Here is a 17,648-nt window from a genome sequence, read left to right as displayed (position 1 = left end):
AGCGCGTGACCGGCCCGTACGACGGGGGGACACCATGATCAGCCCTCAGGAGCTGGCGCAGCGGCTCGGCGTGCCCGAACCGACGCCCGACCAGGCCGCCGTCATCGAGGCGCCGCTCGCCCCCATGGCGGTCATCGCCGGGGCGGGCTCGGGCAAGAGCGAGACCATGGCGGCCCGCGTCGTGTGGCTGGTCGCCAACGGGTTCATCCGGCCCGAGCGGGTGCTCGGCCTGACCTTCACGCGCAAGGCGGCGGCCGAGCTGGCCGACCGCGTACGCCGACGGCTCGACCAGCTGCGCGAGCATGAGGACCTCATCGACCCGGAGATCCTCGACGGCGAGCCGACCGTGTCGACGTACCACGCGTACGCCGCGCGGCTGTTCGGCGACCACGCCCTGCGCGCCGCGCTGGAACCGACGATGCGGCTCGTCACCCCGGCGGTGGCCTGGCAGATCGCGGCGCGCGTCGTCGACGCGTACGACGGGCCGATGGACACCGTGGAGTGGGGTCCCGACACCGTCACCAAGGCGGTGATGGCGCTGTCGGGGGAGCTGTCGGAGCACCTGCGCACCTCCGAGGACGTGCGCGAGGTCGGCGCCTGGCTGAACGAGCGGTACGCCGAGGTCAAGAAGCCGACGAAGAAGCACCAGGGCTCGATCGTCGCCGCCCACGCCGTACGCGAGCAGCTCATGCCGCTGGTGGAGGCGTACCAGCGGGCCAAGGCCAAACGGGAGGTGCTCGACCACGGCGACCAGATGGCGCTCGCGGCGCGGATCGCGGCCGAGCACCCGGAGGTCGGCCAGATCGAACGCTCCCGCTACGCCGCCGTACTGCTGGACGAGTACCAGGACACCAGCCACGCCCAGCTCGTCCTGCTGAAGTCGCTGTTCGCCGGCGGTCACGCGGTGACGGCCGTCGGCGATCCCTGCCAGTCGATCTACGGCTGGCGAGGCGCGAGCGCCGGCAACCTCCTGGGATTCGTCCGCGACTTCCCGCACGGCGAGCGGCCCGCGCCGATGCGGCAGCTGTCGACCAGTTTCCGCAACGGCGAGCGGGTCCTCGACGCGGCCGCCCGCATCCAGGGCGAGCTGCGCGAGGAGGCCAAGGACGTGCCCCGGCTGTGGCCCGGCGCGGCGCAGCAGGGGCGCGGGCGCGTCGAGTGCGCGCTGCTCGACACCGTCGAGGACGAGGCGGAGCGGCTGGCCGACCGCCTGGTCCGCCTGCTGCGGCAGCCGAAGGACATCGCCCCCGACGGGGAGCCGTGGGAGAAGACGAGCCGGCACGGACCGGGCCTCCAGCCGTCCGACATCGCGGTCCTGGCCCGCAAACGGGCGCAGTTCCCGCTGATCCGGGCGGCGCTGGAGGCACACGGCGTCCCGGTGGAGGTCGTCGGGCTCGGCGGGCTGCTCACCGTGCCGGAGGTGCAGGACGTCGTCGCCACCCTCAAGGTCGCGCACGACCCGACGGCGGGCGCCTCGCTCGCCCGGCTGCTCACGGGGCCGCGCTGGCGCCTGGGCCCCCGCGACCTGGTCGCCCTGGGCCGCCGCGCCCGCGAACTCGCCCGCGAAGCGGCCCGCGACCTGCACCCCGACGCCGGGGGGGAGGGCGACCGTCCCCTCTCCGACGCGCCCACCGACCCGCTCCGGCAGGTGGTCCAGGAACTGAACGACGAGAACGGCAGCCTCGTCGACGCCCTCGACGACCTCGGGCCGGCGGAGAAGTACAGCGCGGAGGGGCACGCCCGGCTCGAACGTCTCCGCGACGAGCTACGGATCCTGCGCCGCCACGTCGGCCTGCCGCTGCCCGACCTGGTCACCGAGGTGGAACGCACCCTGGGCCTGGACATCGAGGTGGCCTCCCGGTCCGGCCTGGACCCGGTGACCGCCCGCGCCGACCTCGACGCGTTCGTCGACGCCGCCGCGTCCTTCGCCGGCGATGCGGAGGATCCGACGCTGGGGGCGTTCCTCGCCTACCTCAAGGCCGCAGAGTCGGAGGAGTTCGGGCTGGAGGCGGGCCGGGTCGGCGAGACCAACAGCGTCAAGCTCCTGACCGTGCACGCCGCCAAGGGCCTGGAATGGGACGTCGTCGCCGTTCCCGGCCTGGTCTGGGGCCCGACGAAGGACGGCGCGCCCGGAGCCGGCTCGGTGTTCCCCGCCCGCCCGCAGAACTCCTCCCGGTGGACGACGAACGCCCGCGCGCTGCCGTACCCGCTCCGGGGCGACCAGGCCGACCTGCCGCCCCTGAGCGGCCTGCAGAAGGACGACGTCGAGGCGTTCAACGCCGCCACCGCCGACCGGGACGTGCGTGAGGAGCGCCGCCTGGCGTATGTCGCCGTCACCCGGGCCCGGCACCTGCTGATCGCGACGGGGTACCGCTGGGGCACCGCGAGCCGCCCGTTGCAGCCCTCGCCCTTCCTGGCGGAGATCCGCGAGGCCTGCGAGGGCGGCGCCGGCCAGGTCGGCTACTGGGCCGACGAGCCGGTGGGCGAGGAGAATCCGCTGCTCGCCGAGCAGGACACCGCGTCGTGGCCCGCCCCGCCGGAGGGCGAGCGCTACGACGCGGTCGCCGAGGGTGCCCGGATGGTCGACGACGCGATGCACGGCAGGCTACGCCTCGGGTACGTCCCGCTCCCGCCGCACGAGCGCCGCCGGGCCTCCGCCTGGGCCCGTGACGTGGAGCTGCTGCTGGCCGAGCGCGACCGGGCCCGCGGCGCGGACGGCCTCTCCGTCGAGCTGCCCGCCCACCTGTCGGTGTCGTCGCTGGTCACGCTGGCCCGCGATCCGGCCGCACTGGCCCGCCAGATCCGCCGGCCGCTGCCCCGGCCCCCGGCCCCGTACGCCCGGCGCGGCACCGCCTTCCACCGCTGGCTGGAGTCCCGCTGGGGCCAGCAACGGCTGCTGGACCTCGACGACCTGCCCGGCGCCTCCGACGAGGGCGCCGGAGGCGACGACGAACTCGGGACGCTGCGGGACGCGTTCGAGCGCAGCGCCTGGGCCGACCGTGAGCCGCACGAGGTCGAGGTGCCCTTCGAGACGATGGTCGGCGACCGGCTGATCCGGGGCCGGATGGACGCGGTCTTCCGTACCGACGACGGCGGCTACGAGGTCGTCGACTGGAAGACCGGCCGCCCGCCGACGGGTGACGAGGCGCGGGTGGTGTCCGTGCAGCTGGCCGCCTACCGCATCGCCTGGGCGGAGCTCGCGGACGTCCCGGTCGAGAAGGTCAGCGCCGCGTTCCACTACGTCGCGGCGAACCGGACCATCCGCCCCACCGACCTCCTCGACGCCGACGGCCTCGCCGCCCTCCTCGAGCGCATCCCCACGGCCTGACCGCCCCTTCGTTGACTTTCGGCGTGTCGCCCTTCCACCGGCTCCAGGAACGGCGACACGCCCGAAGTCAACGCGGGCCCCGGCCCCCTGAGGGCCGGGCGACCGTACGGTGCGCGGCGGCTGCTTTCGGACCAGGTCGGGACGCAAGGTGGCGGTCACAGACCGAAGCCGCCCGCGTCATCGAGGCGGTGGCGAAGGTCCTCGCCCAGTTCCAGGTCGGCCGCGGCCAGGGCCTCGTTGAGCTGTTCGACGGAGCTGACGCCGACGATCGGGGTGACCGGCGGGTCGCCGCCCATGAGCCAGGCCAGCACCACCTGGTTGACCGTGGCCCCGGTCTTGGCAGCCACCTCCTGGACGGCCGCCAGCCGTGCCGGCGTGCCCGGGTGGTCGTACACCGGGTGCAGCGGCCGGTCCGGGTGTGCGTACGCGCCACTGAGCAGCGGGCTGTAGGCCCACAGGCTCATGTCTGGCTCGTTCCGGGCGTAGTCGAGCGTCTCCGCGTCGACGTCCCCGAAAATGTGGGAGTCCGGGCGGGTGACGTCGAGGCGGGGGCGCAGGTAGGAATGGCGGAGCTGGAGGCAGGTGTAGCCGGGACGGTCCTGGGACCGCGCGAAGGCCCGCGCCCGCTCCACCTTCCACAGGGCGTGGTTGCTGGCCCCGACGACCCCGACCGTGCCCTCCTCGACGAGCGACGCGAAGGCGTCGACGGTCTCCTCGAGCGGTACGGTCCGGTCCTCGATGTGGGCCCAGTACACGTCGACGCGGTCGGTGCCGAGCCGGCGCAAACTGCCCTCGATCGCCGACCGGATCGCCGACGGCGAGAGCCCTTCGCCGCTCTCCCGCCAGCTCGTGCCGGGGACGGTGGGCTGCGCTCCGACCTTGGTGCTGATCACCACCTGGTCGCGGGCGCCGCGGTCGGCCAGCCACCGGCCGATCACCGTCTCGCTCTCCCCGCCCGCGCCGCCCTCCGCCCAGAAGGCGTAGTTGTCGGCCGTGTCGATGAGGGTGCCGCCGGCCTCGACGAAGCGGTCGAGGATGGCGAACGCCGTCTTCTCATCGGTCCGGGTGCCGAACCACATGGCGCCGAGGCACAGGGAGCCGACGGTCGTACCGTCGGCCAGGGTGGATCGTCGCATTGTCGCGTCCTCTCACGGAGCGGTCAGGGGGACGCGACCGACTCTGCAATCTGGAGCGCACTCCAGGTCAAGCCGGAGCCCACCTGGAGCTTGACCTGGAGTGCGCTTCAGGTGTGATCATCGGCAGTGTGACGTTCTATTCACCGGCGCAGGCGGCGGAGAAGACCGGCTTCAGCATCGACACTTTGCGCTATTACGAGCGGATCGGCCTGCTTGACCGGATCGACCGTACGGCCGCGGGCCGCCGCCGCTTCAGCAGCGACGACGTGGGGTTCCTCGGCATCCTGCGTTGTCTGCGCGACACGGGCATGCCGATAGCGGAGATGCGGCGGTACGCCGAGCTGGCGCGATGCGGCGACGAGACGCTCGGCGAGCGCATCGCCCTGCTGGAGGCCCATGACGAGCGTATCGACCGGCAGATCGAGACGCTCGGCGCCCAGCAGGAGCACGTCAGGGGCAAGATCCGCTACTACCGGGAGGCCGCCGGCGCGGAGTGATCCTTACTGGGCGGCCTCCGCGCGTTCGAGCGTCACCTGGCCGAGGCCGCCCGTGCCGTCGTAGGACCAGACCGCGAGCGCGATCGTGTTGACGCCGTTCGTCCGGAGCACTCCGGGCGGGAGCACGAAGTCGTGCTGCGGTCCGACGTCGGCGACGTACTGGCCGAGGTTCCAGCCGTTGACGAAGATCAGTGCCCGGGCGGCCTGCCCTCCCGTGAACCGCAGGACGAGCGGAGTGTCCTGCCCCTTGGGCAGCGAGAGCCGCACCCGCGTCCGGTACCACGCGATCCCCGGCGTAGGAGATCCGCTCGGTGCCGCCGTCCGCGCCCACGTACGGTCGGAGAAGGACGGGAGCGTCCATCCCGCCCGCTCGCCGTGCAGGCCCCCGTTGTTCAGCGGTCCACGAACCTCGTCGTTCCCGCCGCCCTGGATCCGCCAGGTGAGGGCCGCGTCGGAGCCGGTGAGGGAGGCCGCCAGCAGGCCGCGCGGGTTCTTGTGCGCGTCGTTGCTTCCGCCGTCCTCGTTGTGGCCCATGTTCCGGACCAGGACGGACACGACGTTGTGCGCGCCGAGCGCCTCCGGTGGGAGGGCGAAGTCCCGGCTGGAGTTCTGTCCGCCCGTCCCGGTCGACACCGTGCCGAGGAACGTCCCGTTGACCCACACCGACCACACGCCGGCCTTGCCGGTCCCGGCCGTCAGGGAGATGCCCGCCGCCGTACCGTCGAACCGTCCGCGATACCAGACGTCGCCGTGGTGGAAGCCGTAGTCGTCGGCGTACAGGACGGGCAGCGTCTTCGGCTGCGTGGGGTTGTCGGTCGTCTGGTGGTCGGCGGCGGTCCAGCCGGAGTCGTCGAACCCGGGAGCGGCCTCCGGGGTGTCCTCGTGGAGCCGCCAGGAGGTCAGGGCGGGAAGGTTCGCGGCGCGTGGTCCGGGCACCGCGCCCAGCAGCGACCCCGACGCCGTACGGGCCGTGCGCACCGGCCGGCCGTTCCACAGCACCGTTCGGACGCCGGGACCCGCGAACACCTCGAGCGGACCGGCCTGCTCGGTCTCGCCCGTGAGCCGCAACGTGGCGCCGTCGCGCTCGGCCGTCTTGACGAGGTACGGCCCGCGTACGAGGACCTTCCCGCCGGGCCGCCAGAACGTCGACGCGGTGTCGTCATCGGCCAGCAGCAGGTCGAGCGGGGCACGCCCGCCGCCGCTGATCCGCACCCGGGCGAGCCCGTCGTGCGTGTAGTTCAGCCGCAGATCGGACCCGGACCACGTCGCCTGTACGTCGCCCGCCAGGACGTCGACGCGCGGCTGCGAGGCGTACCGCAGGACGGTCTCGCCCGCCTCTCCCTTACGGCCGTGCAGTAGCGCGACGTCCCGGTCGCCGAGATCCTCATGCGTCATGATCTCGGACGTGGAGTAGACGAGGCGCTGGCGGTCCATCGTGTACCCGGCGGTCAGGATCTTGTAGTCCGGCCCGTTCACGTGGATCGCGGTCCCCGGCTGCTGCGGCACCGTGTACGTCCCGTCGGAGGTCTCGACGCGCAGGGTGGTCGCCTCGTCGGTGGTCTGCTTGATGTCCTCGTGCCGGAGGAAGTAGAAGGTCGTTCCGTCGTCGGGGTTCCGGTCGGCGTCGACGTGCACCGCCGCGCCGGAGTGCTCCGGCTGACCGGGCAGGTCGTCGGTCTTGCGCAACGGCTCGACGGACTGCACGAAGTACCCCTGCTGCTTCAGCACCGGGATCTTCGCGGTGAGCCGCCGGGACTCGTCGAACGCCGCGCCGTAGTCGTACGAGGTGTAGACGACGTTCGGGTCGGCCTGCCAGCCCCAGTTCGTCCCGCCGTACAGCATGTAGAGGTTCTGCAGCGTGAAGTGATTGTCGATGTTGTTCCCGTACGTGATGCGCTCGAACGACGGGCCGAACTTCGTCCGGTTCTCCTCGTACGACCCGCCGCCCCACGGCTGGAACCAGCCGCCCTGGAACTCCGCCCAGAACAGCGGCCGGTTCGGCCCCGTGAAGCTCCGCATGAACGAGTAGTCGGTCACCGACGTGCCTGGGTAGGTGTCGGAGGCGTACAGGTCGGGCGCGCCCGCTCCGGAGGCCCACTTGCCCTGGCGTTTCTTGTCGTTGTGGAAGATCGGGACCGTGATGCCGTCCGCCCTGGCCTGCTCGGCGAGCTGCGTCATGTACGTCGCGTCCGAGCCGTCGTACTCGTTCTCGACCTGGTAGAGGATGACGGACCCGGTCCCGTTGGTCAGCTGGTGCCGGGCGATGATCGGATCGATGTGCCCGAGCCACTCGCGGTAGGCCGCCGTGTAGTCGGAGGCGGCGCTGCGCGCCCGGCCCTTCTGCGTCAGCAGCCAGCCCGGGTACCCGCCGGCGTCCAGCTCCCCGTTGATGTACGGCCCCGGCCGGGCGATGACGTACAGGCCCGCCTGTTCGGCCATCCGCAGCAGCCGGTCCACGTCGCGCACGCCGCTGAAGTCGTACCGCCCCGGCGCGGGGGAGTGGTAAGCCCAGCTGAAGTACAGCGAGACGGTGTTGAACCCCGAGGCCTTGATCTTCTGCAGCATGTCCCGCCACAGGTCCGGGTTCGGCAGCCGGAAGTAGTGGAACTCCCCGGACCAGATGTACTCCCGCTTCCCGTCGATCAGCAGCGAGTAGTGGTCGTAGGCGATCGTGTGCCGAACCGGTCCCGCGTCGGTCCTCGCCGTGGCTGAGCCCATTGGAGTGGTAGCCGGCGCGCCGACCGGCGTGGACACGGCGGGGCTCCCGGAACCGACGGCCGGCGTCGAGGCGGCACCGGCGACCGACGTCGGCAGGACCGTGGAGAGAAGGGCGGCGAGAACGATGAGGAGCGGCAGGCGGCTTCCGCGCATGGGGTCTCCGGAGCTCAGGGGGCTGGCTCGGAACCTAGATGTGAAAACCTTTTCCGTCAACGGGTACGCCCGGTGGCTGCGGAAAGTGACGTACTGCTTACAAGGCGCTGTACATCGGCGTATCATGACGTACATGACCGCAGAGCCGATCGAGCCGGAACCGCACATTCGCCGGGTCGGAGTCCGTGAGTTGCAGAAGAACACCGCGGCGGTGATCCGGCAACTGACCGAGGCGGGGGAGGCCGCCGAGATCACCAACCGGGGGGAGGTCGTCGCGCGCTTGACGCCCGTTTCTCCGGACGAAGCGCTGATTCGCGCGATGGTCGCACGCGGCGAGTTGATCCCCGCTCCCCTGAACGAGAGCGTGGCCGACGTCGAGCCTCTTCCTGCCCTTGTGGACGGCCGTTCACTTGATGACGTGTTCGCGGTCATGAGAGAAGAGGAACGCTGGTGATCTACCTCGATACCTGCGCGCTGCTCAAACTCGTGCGGGAAGCCCCCGAGACCTCGGCCCTGCGTTCGTTCCTTCGCGCTCATCCCGACGACGCGCAAGTGAGTTCCGAACTGGCGCGAACCGAGATCGTGCGGGCCAACTGGCGCCTCAGTCATGATGATCAGGGCTGGCTCGTCGATGTCGAACAGACCGAAGAGGCGATCGGCAAGATCGGCGAGGCGATGAACCGGGTGAGTGTCCTGCCTGTCAGTTCTGAGATCCTGATGGGCGCGGCAGCGAGGAAGGAGCCCTTCCTCAGGACGCTCGATGCGATCCATCTGGCGACGGCGACACGGCTGGGTGGCAGGCTGACCGCGTTCGTCACCTATGACCAGAGACTCGCGGCGGCGGCGGCCGACGCGGGGCTCCCGATCGCCTCGCCGGCCTGAGGTCGAAATTACGGAGTCAGCGATCCGGCGCCCGGCCGAAGGTGATCAGGTGAGAGCTGCAGGGGATGAGGGCGGGGTCGGACTCGGCGATCCGGGCCGCCGTGACCGCCGACGCAACGAGCGGTGAGCCGGTCAGAGAGCCTCCGGTGTGCGTCGCGATCCCCTTGAGCACCGCCCATGTCGGCCCCTCGACCCCGAACAGGCGAACGTCCGTGAAACCGGCGTCGGTCGCCTCCGCCTGGAGTTCGGCCGCGGTGTGGAAGTAGGCGGTCGTGAAGCCGAACTCGCTCGTGTGACATCCCGAGGCGAGGACTTCCTGAGTGATCGCCGTGGCGGCCGGCGTGAGGCGAGCGGTCGCCGCCAGGTCGATGAGCTCCGCGTGCCGGCTGATCGCGGCGGCCGCCATCAGGGCGCCGGGCCGCAGGACCCGCCGCGCCTCACGGAGCGCCTGGACGCGGTCGGCGCGCTTTAGCAGGTGATAGAGGGGGCCGAGCAGGAGAACGGCGTCATAGGACCCGTCTTCCGCGCGGAGGGTGCGGGCGTCACCGAGCTCGGTGGTGCAGTCGCACACGGCTCGGGCCTGCCGCACGTGCCGTTCGACCGGGTCCACGAGATGAACTTCGAATCCGTCGGCCACCAGCCAGCGCGCGTGGATTCCCGGACCGCCACCGACGTCGAGCACCGAGGCGGGGGGTGCGGGCAGATGCCGCCGGAGCAGCTCCTGCGTCCGGAGGAACTCCAGCTCTCCCTGTCCACTGGAGGACAGGCGGGCGGATTCGTCGAAGGCCGAAGAGTAGTAGTCGATGATCTCTGGTGCGACCCTATGCCCCTCCATGGCCGGATTCTGCCGATCCTGGCGGTCGACCGCACGCGGGTTTTTTGATCGACGACCGACTGAGCTTCCCTGTGACCGCTGGCGAGCGGTCACAATGCTCGGTGATCGCGGTGGCGAAACGGGCATTTCGGTGCGGCGTGCGATCTGCGCGGCGGGTTGACCGAGCATTTCGCTCGCGGCTGCCATCGGTGAAGTACGGAACACGTTACGTATTGCGCTGAATTGGCCATATGCCGCCATCAGCGCTTTTTCGCCAACCCGTGTTGGTCCGCACCCGTCCAACACGCGTCCTCTACGACGGGAGACGGGAATGCGTCACCGGACATCGGTCTTGATCCTCGCCGCGGCACTGCTGCTCGGCGGATGCGGCACGACCGCGACCGGCGCGGGCGGGATCGCGGCGCCGTCCGCCTGGCCCGGTGAGTCCACGACACCGGCCGATTCGCCTCCCGGCACGCCGGAGCCGTCGGCTACAGAGGAGTCGTCAACGCCGACGACCCGGGCCGGCGCTGGTGGAGCGCACACGCACAAGCCGCACTCGCCGACGACGCATCGAACGGCCAACCGCGCGAAACGGCATCATTCGGCTCCTAAGCCGCCTGGCCATCCGGCCGGTGCGACGGCACTCTGTAATGACGGGACCTACTCGTATGCCGCCCACCACCAGGGCGCGTGCTCGCACCACGGCGGCGTGGCGGTGTTCTACCGGTGAGCGTGACCGACGAACAGGGCGGACCTTTCCCGGGTATCCGGGAAAACATGCGAAACGCTCGGTGATCGAATCAGTCAACGCCTATTCATGGCCGACGTACTCGAACATGGGTTTCGGGTGCATGAGGAAGTCGTGGTGGGAGATGTTCCACGCGTACGCGCCGGCGAGGGCGAAGGCCACGACGTCGCCGAGGGCGATCCGATCCACCGGGACCTGCCGGGCGAACACGTCCTTCGGCGTGCACAGCTGCCCGACCAGCGTCACCGCGTCACTCGCGCCCGGCCGCTTGCCCGTCGGAAGCACCGCGAACGGCTGGTCGTGGCCCTTCGTCACCGGGGTGCGCAGGTGATGGGTGCCGCCGCGCAGGACCGCGTACCACTCGCCGTGCGACCGTTTCAGGTCGAGGACCTCCGTGACGTACCACCCGCAGTACGCCGTCAGCGCGCGGCCCGGTTCGATCCGCAGCGTCTCCTCGGGCCGACGCAGCGACGCCAGGCCCGCGCCGTACGCCGCCCAGTCGAAGCGGGCGCCGGGGTTCCGGTAGTCGACGGCCATGCCGCCGCCCAGGTTGACCTCCTTCGGGCCGTCCATCCAGGTCCGCGCCCAGCCGAGGACCTGGGCGGCGACCTCCAGAAGCGGCTCGGCCTCCAGCCCCGACGCCAGGTGCGCGTGCAGACCGCGAAGCGTCAGCCAGGGTGCCTGCTCCAGGATGTCCAGGCAGGCGCCGAGGGCCTCGGGGTCCATGCCGAACGGGCCGCTCATCCGCAGGGCCGCCCCGCTGATCGCGACCGGCAGGTTGACCCGGAGTAGCACGTCCGTCTCCCGGCGCAGGGCGGCGAGGCGTTCCAGCTCGCGGGGGCTCTCGACGTGGATCCGGTCGACCCCGGTGCCGGCCGCGGACGCGAGTTCCTCGTCCGTCTTGCCCGGTCCGCCGAACGCCAGGCGCGCGCCGGGAAGGGCCGCCCGCACGTGGGCGAGTTCGCCGCCGGAGGAGACCTCGACGCCGTCCACGTACGGGGCGAGGGCGGTGAGGACGCGCGGGTCGGGGTTGGCCTTCGCCGCGTAGAAGATCTCCACCGGGGTCGCCGCACGGACCGAGGCGGCGTGGGCCCGGAGTCCGTCCAGGTCGTAGACGTAGGCGGGCAGCGGCGTCGACAGGGCGCGTTCCCGGACGGCCTCGGGGGGCGGCGCCGTCATGCGCGGGCCTCGGCGAGCGGGTTGGGCACCGGGACGTAGGTCGCCTGCCGGTCGGGGTCGCGGGCCCACCGGGTGCGCAGGTTGGCCTTTGCCGGCAGTGGGGCCCCGGCCAGTAGGGCCCGCAGCCGCGCCGCGCCGTCGGTCCCCGCCGGTGTCTCCTCGGCGCAGCGGGCCACGTGCCGCCGGACCACTCGCCAGAGCGCGGGTTCCAGCGACGGGCACAGGTCCGCGAGGGCGGCCAGGACCTCGGCCAGGTGGTTGACGAACAGGCAGTAGACGACGCGGTTCCAGCCGCGGTCGGGGTCGTAGGTGAGCGAGCGGGCGACGGGGCCGGGCAGGTCCGCGAGGAACGATTCCCACGGCTCCGGCAGGAGCTTGGTGCCCTCCAGGTCGCGGAACACCGCCCGGACCGGCACGCCGTCGCCGTCGACCACGATCAGGACGTTCTGCAGGTGGGGTTCGAGGACGACGCCGTGCCGCAGGTAGGCGTGCAGGACTGGGGGCACCACGTGTCCCACGTAGGCGTCCCACCAGGCCAGCACCCGGTCCGGCGAGGCGTCGTCGCCGAGCAGCGTGGACGCGGCGGCGGGGCCGTCGCCGTCCGGGTCGGCGATGGCGGCGGCGAGCAGCGGCGTGCCCGGCAGGCCGCGTACGCCGTCTCGCACGATCACACCGAGTCCTTCGCGAAGGCGGGTGCCGCCGACGGACACGGTCCGGTAGCCGGGTTCGGTCAGCAGCTCGCAGGGCAGCCCGTCGAACACCGGCCGCAGCGCCCGCGTCAGAGCCACCGCGCCGGACAGCTCGTACCAGGCGTTCTTGCGCACGCAGTTGGTGATGCGGACGTCGAGGCTGAACTTCAGGAAGGCGTCCGGGACGTACACGGTCCGCACGGAGGACGTCGGCGCCGCCTCCGGGCCGTACGGTCCGAGATCGACGATGGCGTCGGACTCGGGGCGGAGCAGGGAGAGCTGCCACGGGTGGGCGGGGAGGACGCGGTAGCCGGCGCGGACCGGCGGGCCGAGCCGGTCCAGCACAGAGACGTCGCCCTCCTCCAGGACCGCGTCCTCCCGGACGGCCAGCCAGTGCAGTGGGAAGCGGGCTCCGAGCTCGGGAGCGTAGTCGGGCCAGTCGGCTCCCTGACGGGACTTGGGCGAGGGATGGAACCGGTGGCCCGCGATCAGCGACTGCTCCGACCGCAGGAAGGGGTCGGCGGCGGCCGGCCTCCGGAGCCGGGCGATGAGGTCCATGGCGTCACGGCTGGCCGCCACCTGCGCGGCGAACTCCGGGTTCGCCGTCCCCGTCGTCAGTTCCAGCTCCCCGGCGATCAGGTCGGTGATACGCCGCCAGTCCACGGGCACCCAGCCGTCGCGTCGTTCCTCGATCGGACCGGCCAGCCGGGGGCTCATCAGCGGAGGTCGGCGCAGGCGGGCGCGCAGCGTGACACCGACACGGGGGAGCCGGGCCGTGACGTACGCCTCGCCGACCCGGATCTGCCGCTCGGGCGCGCAGAGCTCGCGGACCGCGCAGTTGAGCAGGGCGAGCACGGTGGCCTCGTCCGGGTCGACCCGCCCCGCAGGAGAGGGGCCGACGGTGGGACGGGTCGGGGAAATCGAGGGCACGGCTCGGGCGAGCGGTGTCACGTGGTCGACCTCTTCGGGTGCGGGGGCTTGAGGTAGTTCGGCCCGGGCGGGCCGTAGTGCTTGTTGATGTCCTGCGCGCCGGTGCGGTCCTTGCCGACCAGCGTCCCGGCGGTGACCATCGCCTTGACCGGCAGCCGGTCGGCGTCGAGCGTCCGCGCCCGCAGAAAGCCGGTGTCGTCGTACGCGTCCAGTGCGGCGCCGAGCCGGTCGCGGACGAGGCCCAGGCCCGTGCCGAGGTCGAGGAGCCCGCGCTCGGCGAGACCGAAGGCGAGCGCCCCGGCGCACAGGTGCACGGTGATCGTGGTGAGGACGCGGGCCAGGGCCTCCGGGTCGGTGGTCACCAGCCGCGGGTCGGCGAACTCCTCCTGCCCGGGGGCTCGGCCCAGCGCGCGGGCGAGCCGGCGCAGGTCGATGAGCGCCCCGTCGTTGTCCTTGATCATCAGATGCGGTGGATCGCCGGGCACGATCGACACGTTCTGCTGGTGTGCCTCCAGCGCGATGCCGTACCTCGCCGCCAGCATGACGTTCCAGTCGAACAGCACGGCGAGGTAGGCCCCGAAGAACCCGGCGACGTCGTCGGTCAGCTCCTCGATGACGTACGGGCCGTCCGGCGTCCGGGCGAGCAACGCCGCGACCGGCACGCCGTCGGCGGGCAGGCGCCGCACCAGGTAGCCGCGCAGCGGGTCGTCCGCGTGGCCGTACGTCTGTTCGTCGGCGAGCAGCACCGGCGGCCGCTCCCGCTCGATGACGGCCCGCAGCACGCGTTCGACGAGCGCGCCGTCGGCGAGGGTGCCGGGCACGATCACCCTGCGGTTGCGCAGGCCGAGCGTGCTGGTCGGCAGCGGGAGCTTCAGGTGCTCACGGGCGCCGATCGCCACCGTGCGCATCGACAGGGTCGGCCGGACCGTCACGGCCGGACCCGGAATCGTGGGGACCAGGCGGGCGGTCAGCGGATGCACGGGGAACACGTCATGGTCCGCGGGTAGCCCGAGGTCACCGGGGTCGGGCCACCAGGAGGGCCGGTCGCCGTGGCAATCCGAGCGCGGCACGCCGGTCCACGCGAGCCGGAACGCGGGCCCGAACTCCGGGGCGTAGGCCAGCAGGTCACGCTCGTCCAGGCCGAGACGGCAGCGGGCGGTCGGATACACCGGGTGGTCCACGGCGGCGGCGAGGGCGTCGTACCGGGCGACGCCGGCCGGGCGCGGGCGTACGGCCGCGTACAGGCGCAGAGCCCGCAGCGTCTCCCGGCACTCACGGTCGAACGCCGCGACGTCGTCGCGCGGGTCGGCCAGCGCACGCACGACGCCGAGCACCTCCTCGAGCCCGACGGTGTCGTCCACGACGCGCTCGGCGAGGAATCCGGGATACCGCCCCAACCGGCCGGGTGCCCCGGTCGGCTCCGAGCCGAGCACGACGACCCGGCCGCCGGGCAGGGTGAGCCGGTCGCCCTCGACGCGTCGTGACAGCCCGCCGTAGTCCTCGCGCAGCAGGGCGTCCAGGACCCGCGCGCCGAGGTACTCCTCCTGTCTGCCGCGGGAACCTCGCCCTTCGCGGGCGGCGGGAACGGGCGACGAGCCCGACCCCGGCGACGGCCCGGAGTTCGGCGGCGGCCCGGAACTCAGCGCGGGCGGGTAGCTCATACGGTGATCTCCCAGCGGTGCCGCGCGCGGAATCGCCGGATCGCCGCGTCGACGCGGGCGGCGTCCGGGCCGACGGCGCGGATCGTACCGAGGTAGTCGCGGTTCGTGCGGGTCAGCGTGATCGCGTCGCCGGTCGCGTGGACCGGCCAGTAGGCCACCCGTACGCCGTCGTCCTCGTACTCCTGCCGCTCGGGCGCCGCGGTGAGCGTGCCGGACCGGTCCGCGATCACCGAGTCGACCGCCGCGTGCCCGGTGGCGGCCGGCGGCTCCGGCAGCGGTTCTCCGAGGTGGGCGCGGAGCACCCATTCGAAGATCGGGACGCCGAGCAGCTCGCCGAGCAGGAAGTCGCAGTGGTCGCCGATGATCCGGTAGTTGATCTCGACGACCCGTGCCCGGCCCTCGTGGACGACGTACTCGGTGTGGCAGGCGCCGAAGCCGACCCCGAGCCTCCGGAGCGCGTCCAGGACCTGGTCGGCGCGGGGCGGCGGCGACCAGTCGAGGCGTTCCTCGACGAAGTGCGGCGGCGGTGACAGCGTCGTGCGAAACCCACCGAGGACCCGGCCGTTCAGCGTCTCCAGCGTGTGCAGGTCGCCGGGGAGGTACTCCTCGACGACGAGGGCGCCCGGCCGCCGGGCCCAGATCTCGCGGCAGCGCGCGGCCAGCTCGGCCGGGTCACGTACGAGGAAGACGTCCTCGCTGGCGACGCCCTCGCGCGGCTTGACGACCAGGGGGTACGGGGCGTCCGCGAGGGCGGGGGACTCCTGGCCCGGCAGGAGTTCGACGGCGAAGACGCCGCCCAGCGTCCGGCGCATGAGCGCCTTGTTCTTGGTGCGCAGCGCTGCCCGCCAGTCCTTGCCCGGCAGCCCGAAGTACTCCGCGGCCAGGGCGGTGGACGCCTGCAGGTGGTCGCTGTTGGAGAAGATCGCCGCCGGGGCCCCGTGCCGGGAGACGGCGTCGATGATCGCCCGGAAGTCTGTGACGTCGCACGGGATCGTCTCCTGGGGCCACGGCCGGTCGGTGAGGAGGGTCACGTCCAGGCCGAGTGACTCGGCCGCGGGCAGAAAGCCATGGGTAACGGAGTCGGTCCGCTTGCCCGCCACGATGTAGAGCCGCACGAGTCTCCCGAGCAGTCAGGTTAGGCTTACCTAAGTTGACGAGTGACCATAGTGGCGCGGGCGGGCCCCCGGCGCAACAGCCGCGCCCGCGCGTGTCGGCTTGCCGTACGCTCGCTCCCGATGACTCCTGTGCTGCGTGTGGAAGACGTGTGCTTCGTCCGGGATCACCGGGCGCTGCTCGACGACGTGTCGCTCACCGTCCACGAGGGCGAGCACTGGGCCCTCTTGGGCGCCAACGGCGCCGGGAAGTCCACGCTGCTCAGTCTCGTCGGCGCCTACCAGCACCCGACGAGCGGTGGGGTGGAGATCCTCGGTCACCGGCTCGGCCGGGTGGACGTCCGCGAGGTGCGCGCCTGGATCGGCCACGTGAACCCGCACCACCCGCTGCGGTCCGCCCGTACGGTGCACGAGGTCGTCCTCACCGGCGTCACCGGCAGCATCGAGCTCGTGCCGCACTGGAAGCCCGCGCCGGAAGACCTGGACCGCGCGGACGAGATGATCGACCTACTCGGCCTCGGCGCGCGCCGCGACGCGCGCTGGCCGACCCTCTCGCACGGGGAGCGCGGGCGCACCCTGATCGCCCGCGCCCTGATGCCCCGGCCGCGCGTCCTCCTGCTCGACGAGCCGGCCACCGGCCTGGACGTCGCCGCCCGCGAGCAGCTGCTGACCTCTATCGACGAGCTCCGGCGCGCGCAGCCGTCGCTGACCAGCGTTCTCGTCACGCACCATCTCGAGGAGCTGCCCGCCAGCACGACCCACGCGATCCTCCTGCGGCAGGGGCGGGTGCTGGCCTCGGGACCCGCCGACGACGTGCTGACCACCGAGCTGATCAGCGCGTGCTTCGACCACCCCATCACCATCGACAGGTCCGGCGGCCGCTGGACCGCGAGGACCGTTTCATGAGTCTGCTGACCCGGTGGTCCGGCCCCGGGATCCTCGGCGCCGAGCTGGTCCGCCGCTACGAGGAGCCGCACCGCCGCTACCACACCACCGAGCACCTCACCGAGGTCCTCGACCGGATCGACGAGCTGGCCGGCGAGGCCGACGACGCCGACGCCGTACGCCTCGCGGCGTGGTTCCACGACGCGGTGTACCAGCCGCTGCGCGCCGACAACGAGGAGCGCAGCGCCGTCCTCGCCGAGCGGATGCTCGCCGACACCGACCTACCGCCCGAGACGGTCGCGGAGGTCGCCCGCCTGGTCCGGATGACCGCCGCGCACGACCCGGAGCCCGGCGACCGCAACGGCGCCGTCCTGAGCGACGCCGACCTGGCCGTCCTGGCCGCCGACCCGGAGCGCTACGCCGCGTACGCCGCCGCCGTGCGCGAGGAGTACGCCGCGGTCCCCGACGAGGCGTTCCGGCAGGGCCGCGCCGACGTGCTGCGCGCCCTGCTCGACGCCCCGGCGCTGTTCCGTACGACACCGGGCCGCGAACGGTGGGAGGCCGCCGCCCGCCACAACCTGGAGACCGAGCTCATGCTGCTGGGCCGCGCCTGACCGGAGACTTCCGGCGGCGCAGACCCGCTCCGATGAGGCGGGTCACCAGTTCCTGGGAGCCGACCGGCGTCGCGCCCAGGCCGATCGCCGCGTCGTAGACCTCCGCCGGCACGTCGTAGTGGTCCCGGTCGAACGCCCGCCGCGGCACGCCCAGCCGCTCGGCGAACGTGTGCAGCTCCTCGTACGACATGTCGCTGACCATGTGCGACCAGAGCCGACCACGCGCAGGCCAGAGGGGGCGATCGATGTAGACGGTCACCGGGCTAGAGTGCCAGAGAACGTTTTTCCGCGAGAAAGCT

General features: G+C 72.3%; 15 protein-coding genes. 7 read left to right on the top strand and 8 right to left on the bottom strand.

All coding sequences use genetic code 11. From position 1 onward, the window contains the following. Window positions 1–34: 34 nt before the first annotated feature. On the top strand, window positions 35–3,328 hold the full coding sequence (locus tag NE236_RS31370; RefSeq protein ID WP_252845818.1) for an ATP-dependent helicase: 3,294 nt from the start codon (window positions 35–37) through the stop codon (window positions 3,326–3,328). Window positions 3,329–3,483: 155 nt separating this feature from the next. Here the strand turns inward: NE236_RS31370 and NE236_RS31365 are convergent, their stop codons facing one another. Further along, window positions 3,484–4,464, bottom strand: a complete 981-nt coding sequence (locus NE236_RS31365) for an aldo/keto reductase (protein ID WP_252845817.1) — start codon at window positions 4,462–4,464, stop codon at window positions 3,484–3,486. Window positions 4,465–4,592: 128 nt separating this feature from the next. Here NE236_RS31365 and NE236_RS31360 point away from each other — a divergent pair, with 128 nt between their 5' ends. Next, window positions 4,593–4,961, top strand: a complete 369-nt coding sequence (locus NE236_RS31360) for a MerR family transcriptional regulator (RefSeq protein ID WP_252845816.1) — start codon at window positions 4,593–4,595, stop codon at window positions 4,959–4,961. Window positions 4,962–4,964: 3 nt separating this feature from the next. Here NE236_RS31360 and NE236_RS31355 read toward each other — a convergent pair whose 3' ends face one another. After that, on the bottom strand, window positions 4,965–7,832 hold the full coding sequence (locus NE236_RS31355) for a glycoside hydrolase family 35 protein (protein ID WP_252845815.1): 2,868 nt from the start codon (window positions 7,830–7,832) through the stop codon (window positions 4,965–4,967). A 133-nt stretch (window positions 7,833–7,965) separates the two neighbouring features. On the opposite strand from NE236_RS31355, the gene NE236_RS31350 reads away from it, so the two are divergent. Together NE236_RS31350 and NE236_RS31345 are read left to right on the top strand one after the other, a co-directional pair. Further along, the gene (locus NE236_RS31350; protein WP_252845814.1) at window positions 7,966–8,286 is read left to right on the top strand and encodes a type II toxin-antitoxin system Phd/YefM family antitoxin; all 321 of its coding nucleotides are present in this window, start codon (window positions 7,966–7,968) and stop codon (window positions 8,284–8,286) included. Further along, on the top strand, window positions 8,283–8,714 hold the full coding sequence (locus tag NE236_RS31345) for a type II toxin-antitoxin system VapC family toxin (RefSeq protein ID WP_252845813.1): 432 nt from the start codon (window positions 8,283–8,285) through the stop codon (window positions 8,712–8,714). Before NE236_RS31350 ends, NE236_RS31345 begins: the two co-directional genes overlap by 4 nt. A 16-nt stretch (window positions 8,715–8,730) precedes the next feature. On the opposite strand, the gene NE236_RS31340 is transcribed toward NE236_RS31345, so the two are convergent. Continuing rightward, window positions 8,731–9,549 carry a class I SAM-dependent methyltransferase gene (locus NE236_RS31340; RefSeq protein WP_252845812.1) on the bottom strand — a complete coding sequence of 273 codons (819 nt, stop codon included), beginning with the start codon at window positions 9,547–9,549 and terminating at the stop codon, window positions 8,731–8,733. Window positions 9,550–9,859: 310 nt separating this feature from the next. Here NE236_RS31340 and NE236_RS31335 point away from each other — a divergent pair, with 310 nt between their 5' ends. Next, window positions 9,860–10,261 carry a DUF3761 domain-containing protein gene (locus NE236_RS31335; RefSeq protein ID WP_252845811.1) on the top strand — a complete coding sequence of 134 codons (402 nt, stop codon included), beginning with the start codon at window positions 9,860–9,862 and terminating at the stop codon, window positions 10,259–10,261. An 81-nt stretch (window positions 10,262–10,342) separates the two neighbouring features. Here NE236_RS31335 and NE236_RS31330 read toward each other — a convergent pair whose 3' ends face one another. From NE236_RS31330 to NE236_RS31315, 4 genes are read right to left on the bottom strand one after another with little or no spacing between them, the layout of a single operon-like run. After that, window positions 10,343–11,458: a type III PLP-dependent enzyme gene (locus NE236_RS31330; protein ID WP_252845810.1), complete on the bottom strand. Its 1,116-nt coding sequence runs from the start codon at window positions 11,456–11,458 to the stop codon at window positions 10,343–10,345. Beyond that, window positions 11,455–13,098 carry an IucA/IucC family protein gene (locus tag NE236_RS31325; RefSeq protein WP_252845809.1) on the bottom strand — a complete coding sequence of 548 codons (1,644 nt, stop codon included), beginning with the start codon at window positions 13,096–13,098 and terminating at the stop codon, window positions 11,455–11,457. Before NE236_RS31325 ends, NE236_RS31330 begins: the two co-directional genes overlap by 4 nt. Next, window positions 13,095–14,738 (bottom strand): IucA/IucC family protein, encoded by a 1,644-nt coding sequence (locus NE236_RS31320; protein ID WP_252845808.1) that lies wholly within the window; start codon window positions 14,736–14,738, stop codon window positions 13,095–13,097. Before NE236_RS31320 ends, NE236_RS31325 begins: the two co-directional genes overlap by 4 nt. Then, the gene (locus NE236_RS31315; protein WP_252845807.1) at window positions 14,735–15,853 is read right to left on the bottom strand and encodes a siderophore biosynthesis protein; all 1,119 of its coding nucleotides are present in this window, start codon (window positions 15,851–15,853) and stop codon (window positions 14,735–14,737) included. Before NE236_RS31315 ends, NE236_RS31320 begins: the two co-directional genes overlap by 4 nt. Before the next feature lie 120 nt (window positions 15,854–15,973). Between NE236_RS31315 and NE236_RS31310 the strand changes: the two genes are divergently transcribed. Next, the gene (locus NE236_RS31310) at window positions 15,974–16,756 is read left to right on the top strand and encodes an ABC transporter ATP-binding protein (RefSeq protein WP_252845806.1); all 783 of its coding nucleotides are present in this window, start codon (window positions 15,974–15,976) and stop codon (window positions 16,754–16,756) included. Then, complete coding sequence (locus tag NE236_RS31305; RefSeq protein WP_252845805.1) at window positions 16,753–17,349, top strand: HD domain-containing protein; 597 nt, start codon at window positions 16,753–16,755, stop codon at window positions 17,347–17,349. The genes NE236_RS31310 and NE236_RS31305 overlap by 4 nt, the downstream gene beginning before the upstream one ends. On the opposite strand, the gene NE236_RS31300 is transcribed toward NE236_RS31305, so the two are convergent. Then, window positions 17,327–17,608 carry a DUF4031 domain-containing protein gene (locus NE236_RS31300; protein WP_252845804.1) on the bottom strand — a complete coding sequence of 94 codons (282 nt, stop codon included), beginning with the start codon at window positions 17,606–17,608 and terminating at the stop codon, window positions 17,327–17,329. The two genes, NE236_RS31305 and NE236_RS31300, sit on opposite strands and share 23 nt — an antisense overlap. Window positions 17,609–17,648 lie beyond the last annotated feature (40 nt).

Source organism: Actinoallomurus purpureus, from assembly GCF_024055795.1.
GTDB classification, from domain to species: Bacteria; Actinomycetota; Actinomycetes; order Streptosporangiales; family Streptosporangiaceae; genus Actinoallomurus; species Actinoallomurus purpureus.
The sequence above is the reverse complement of the archived record's forward strand: the minus strand, read 5'-3'. Positions and strand labels throughout refer to the sequence as shown.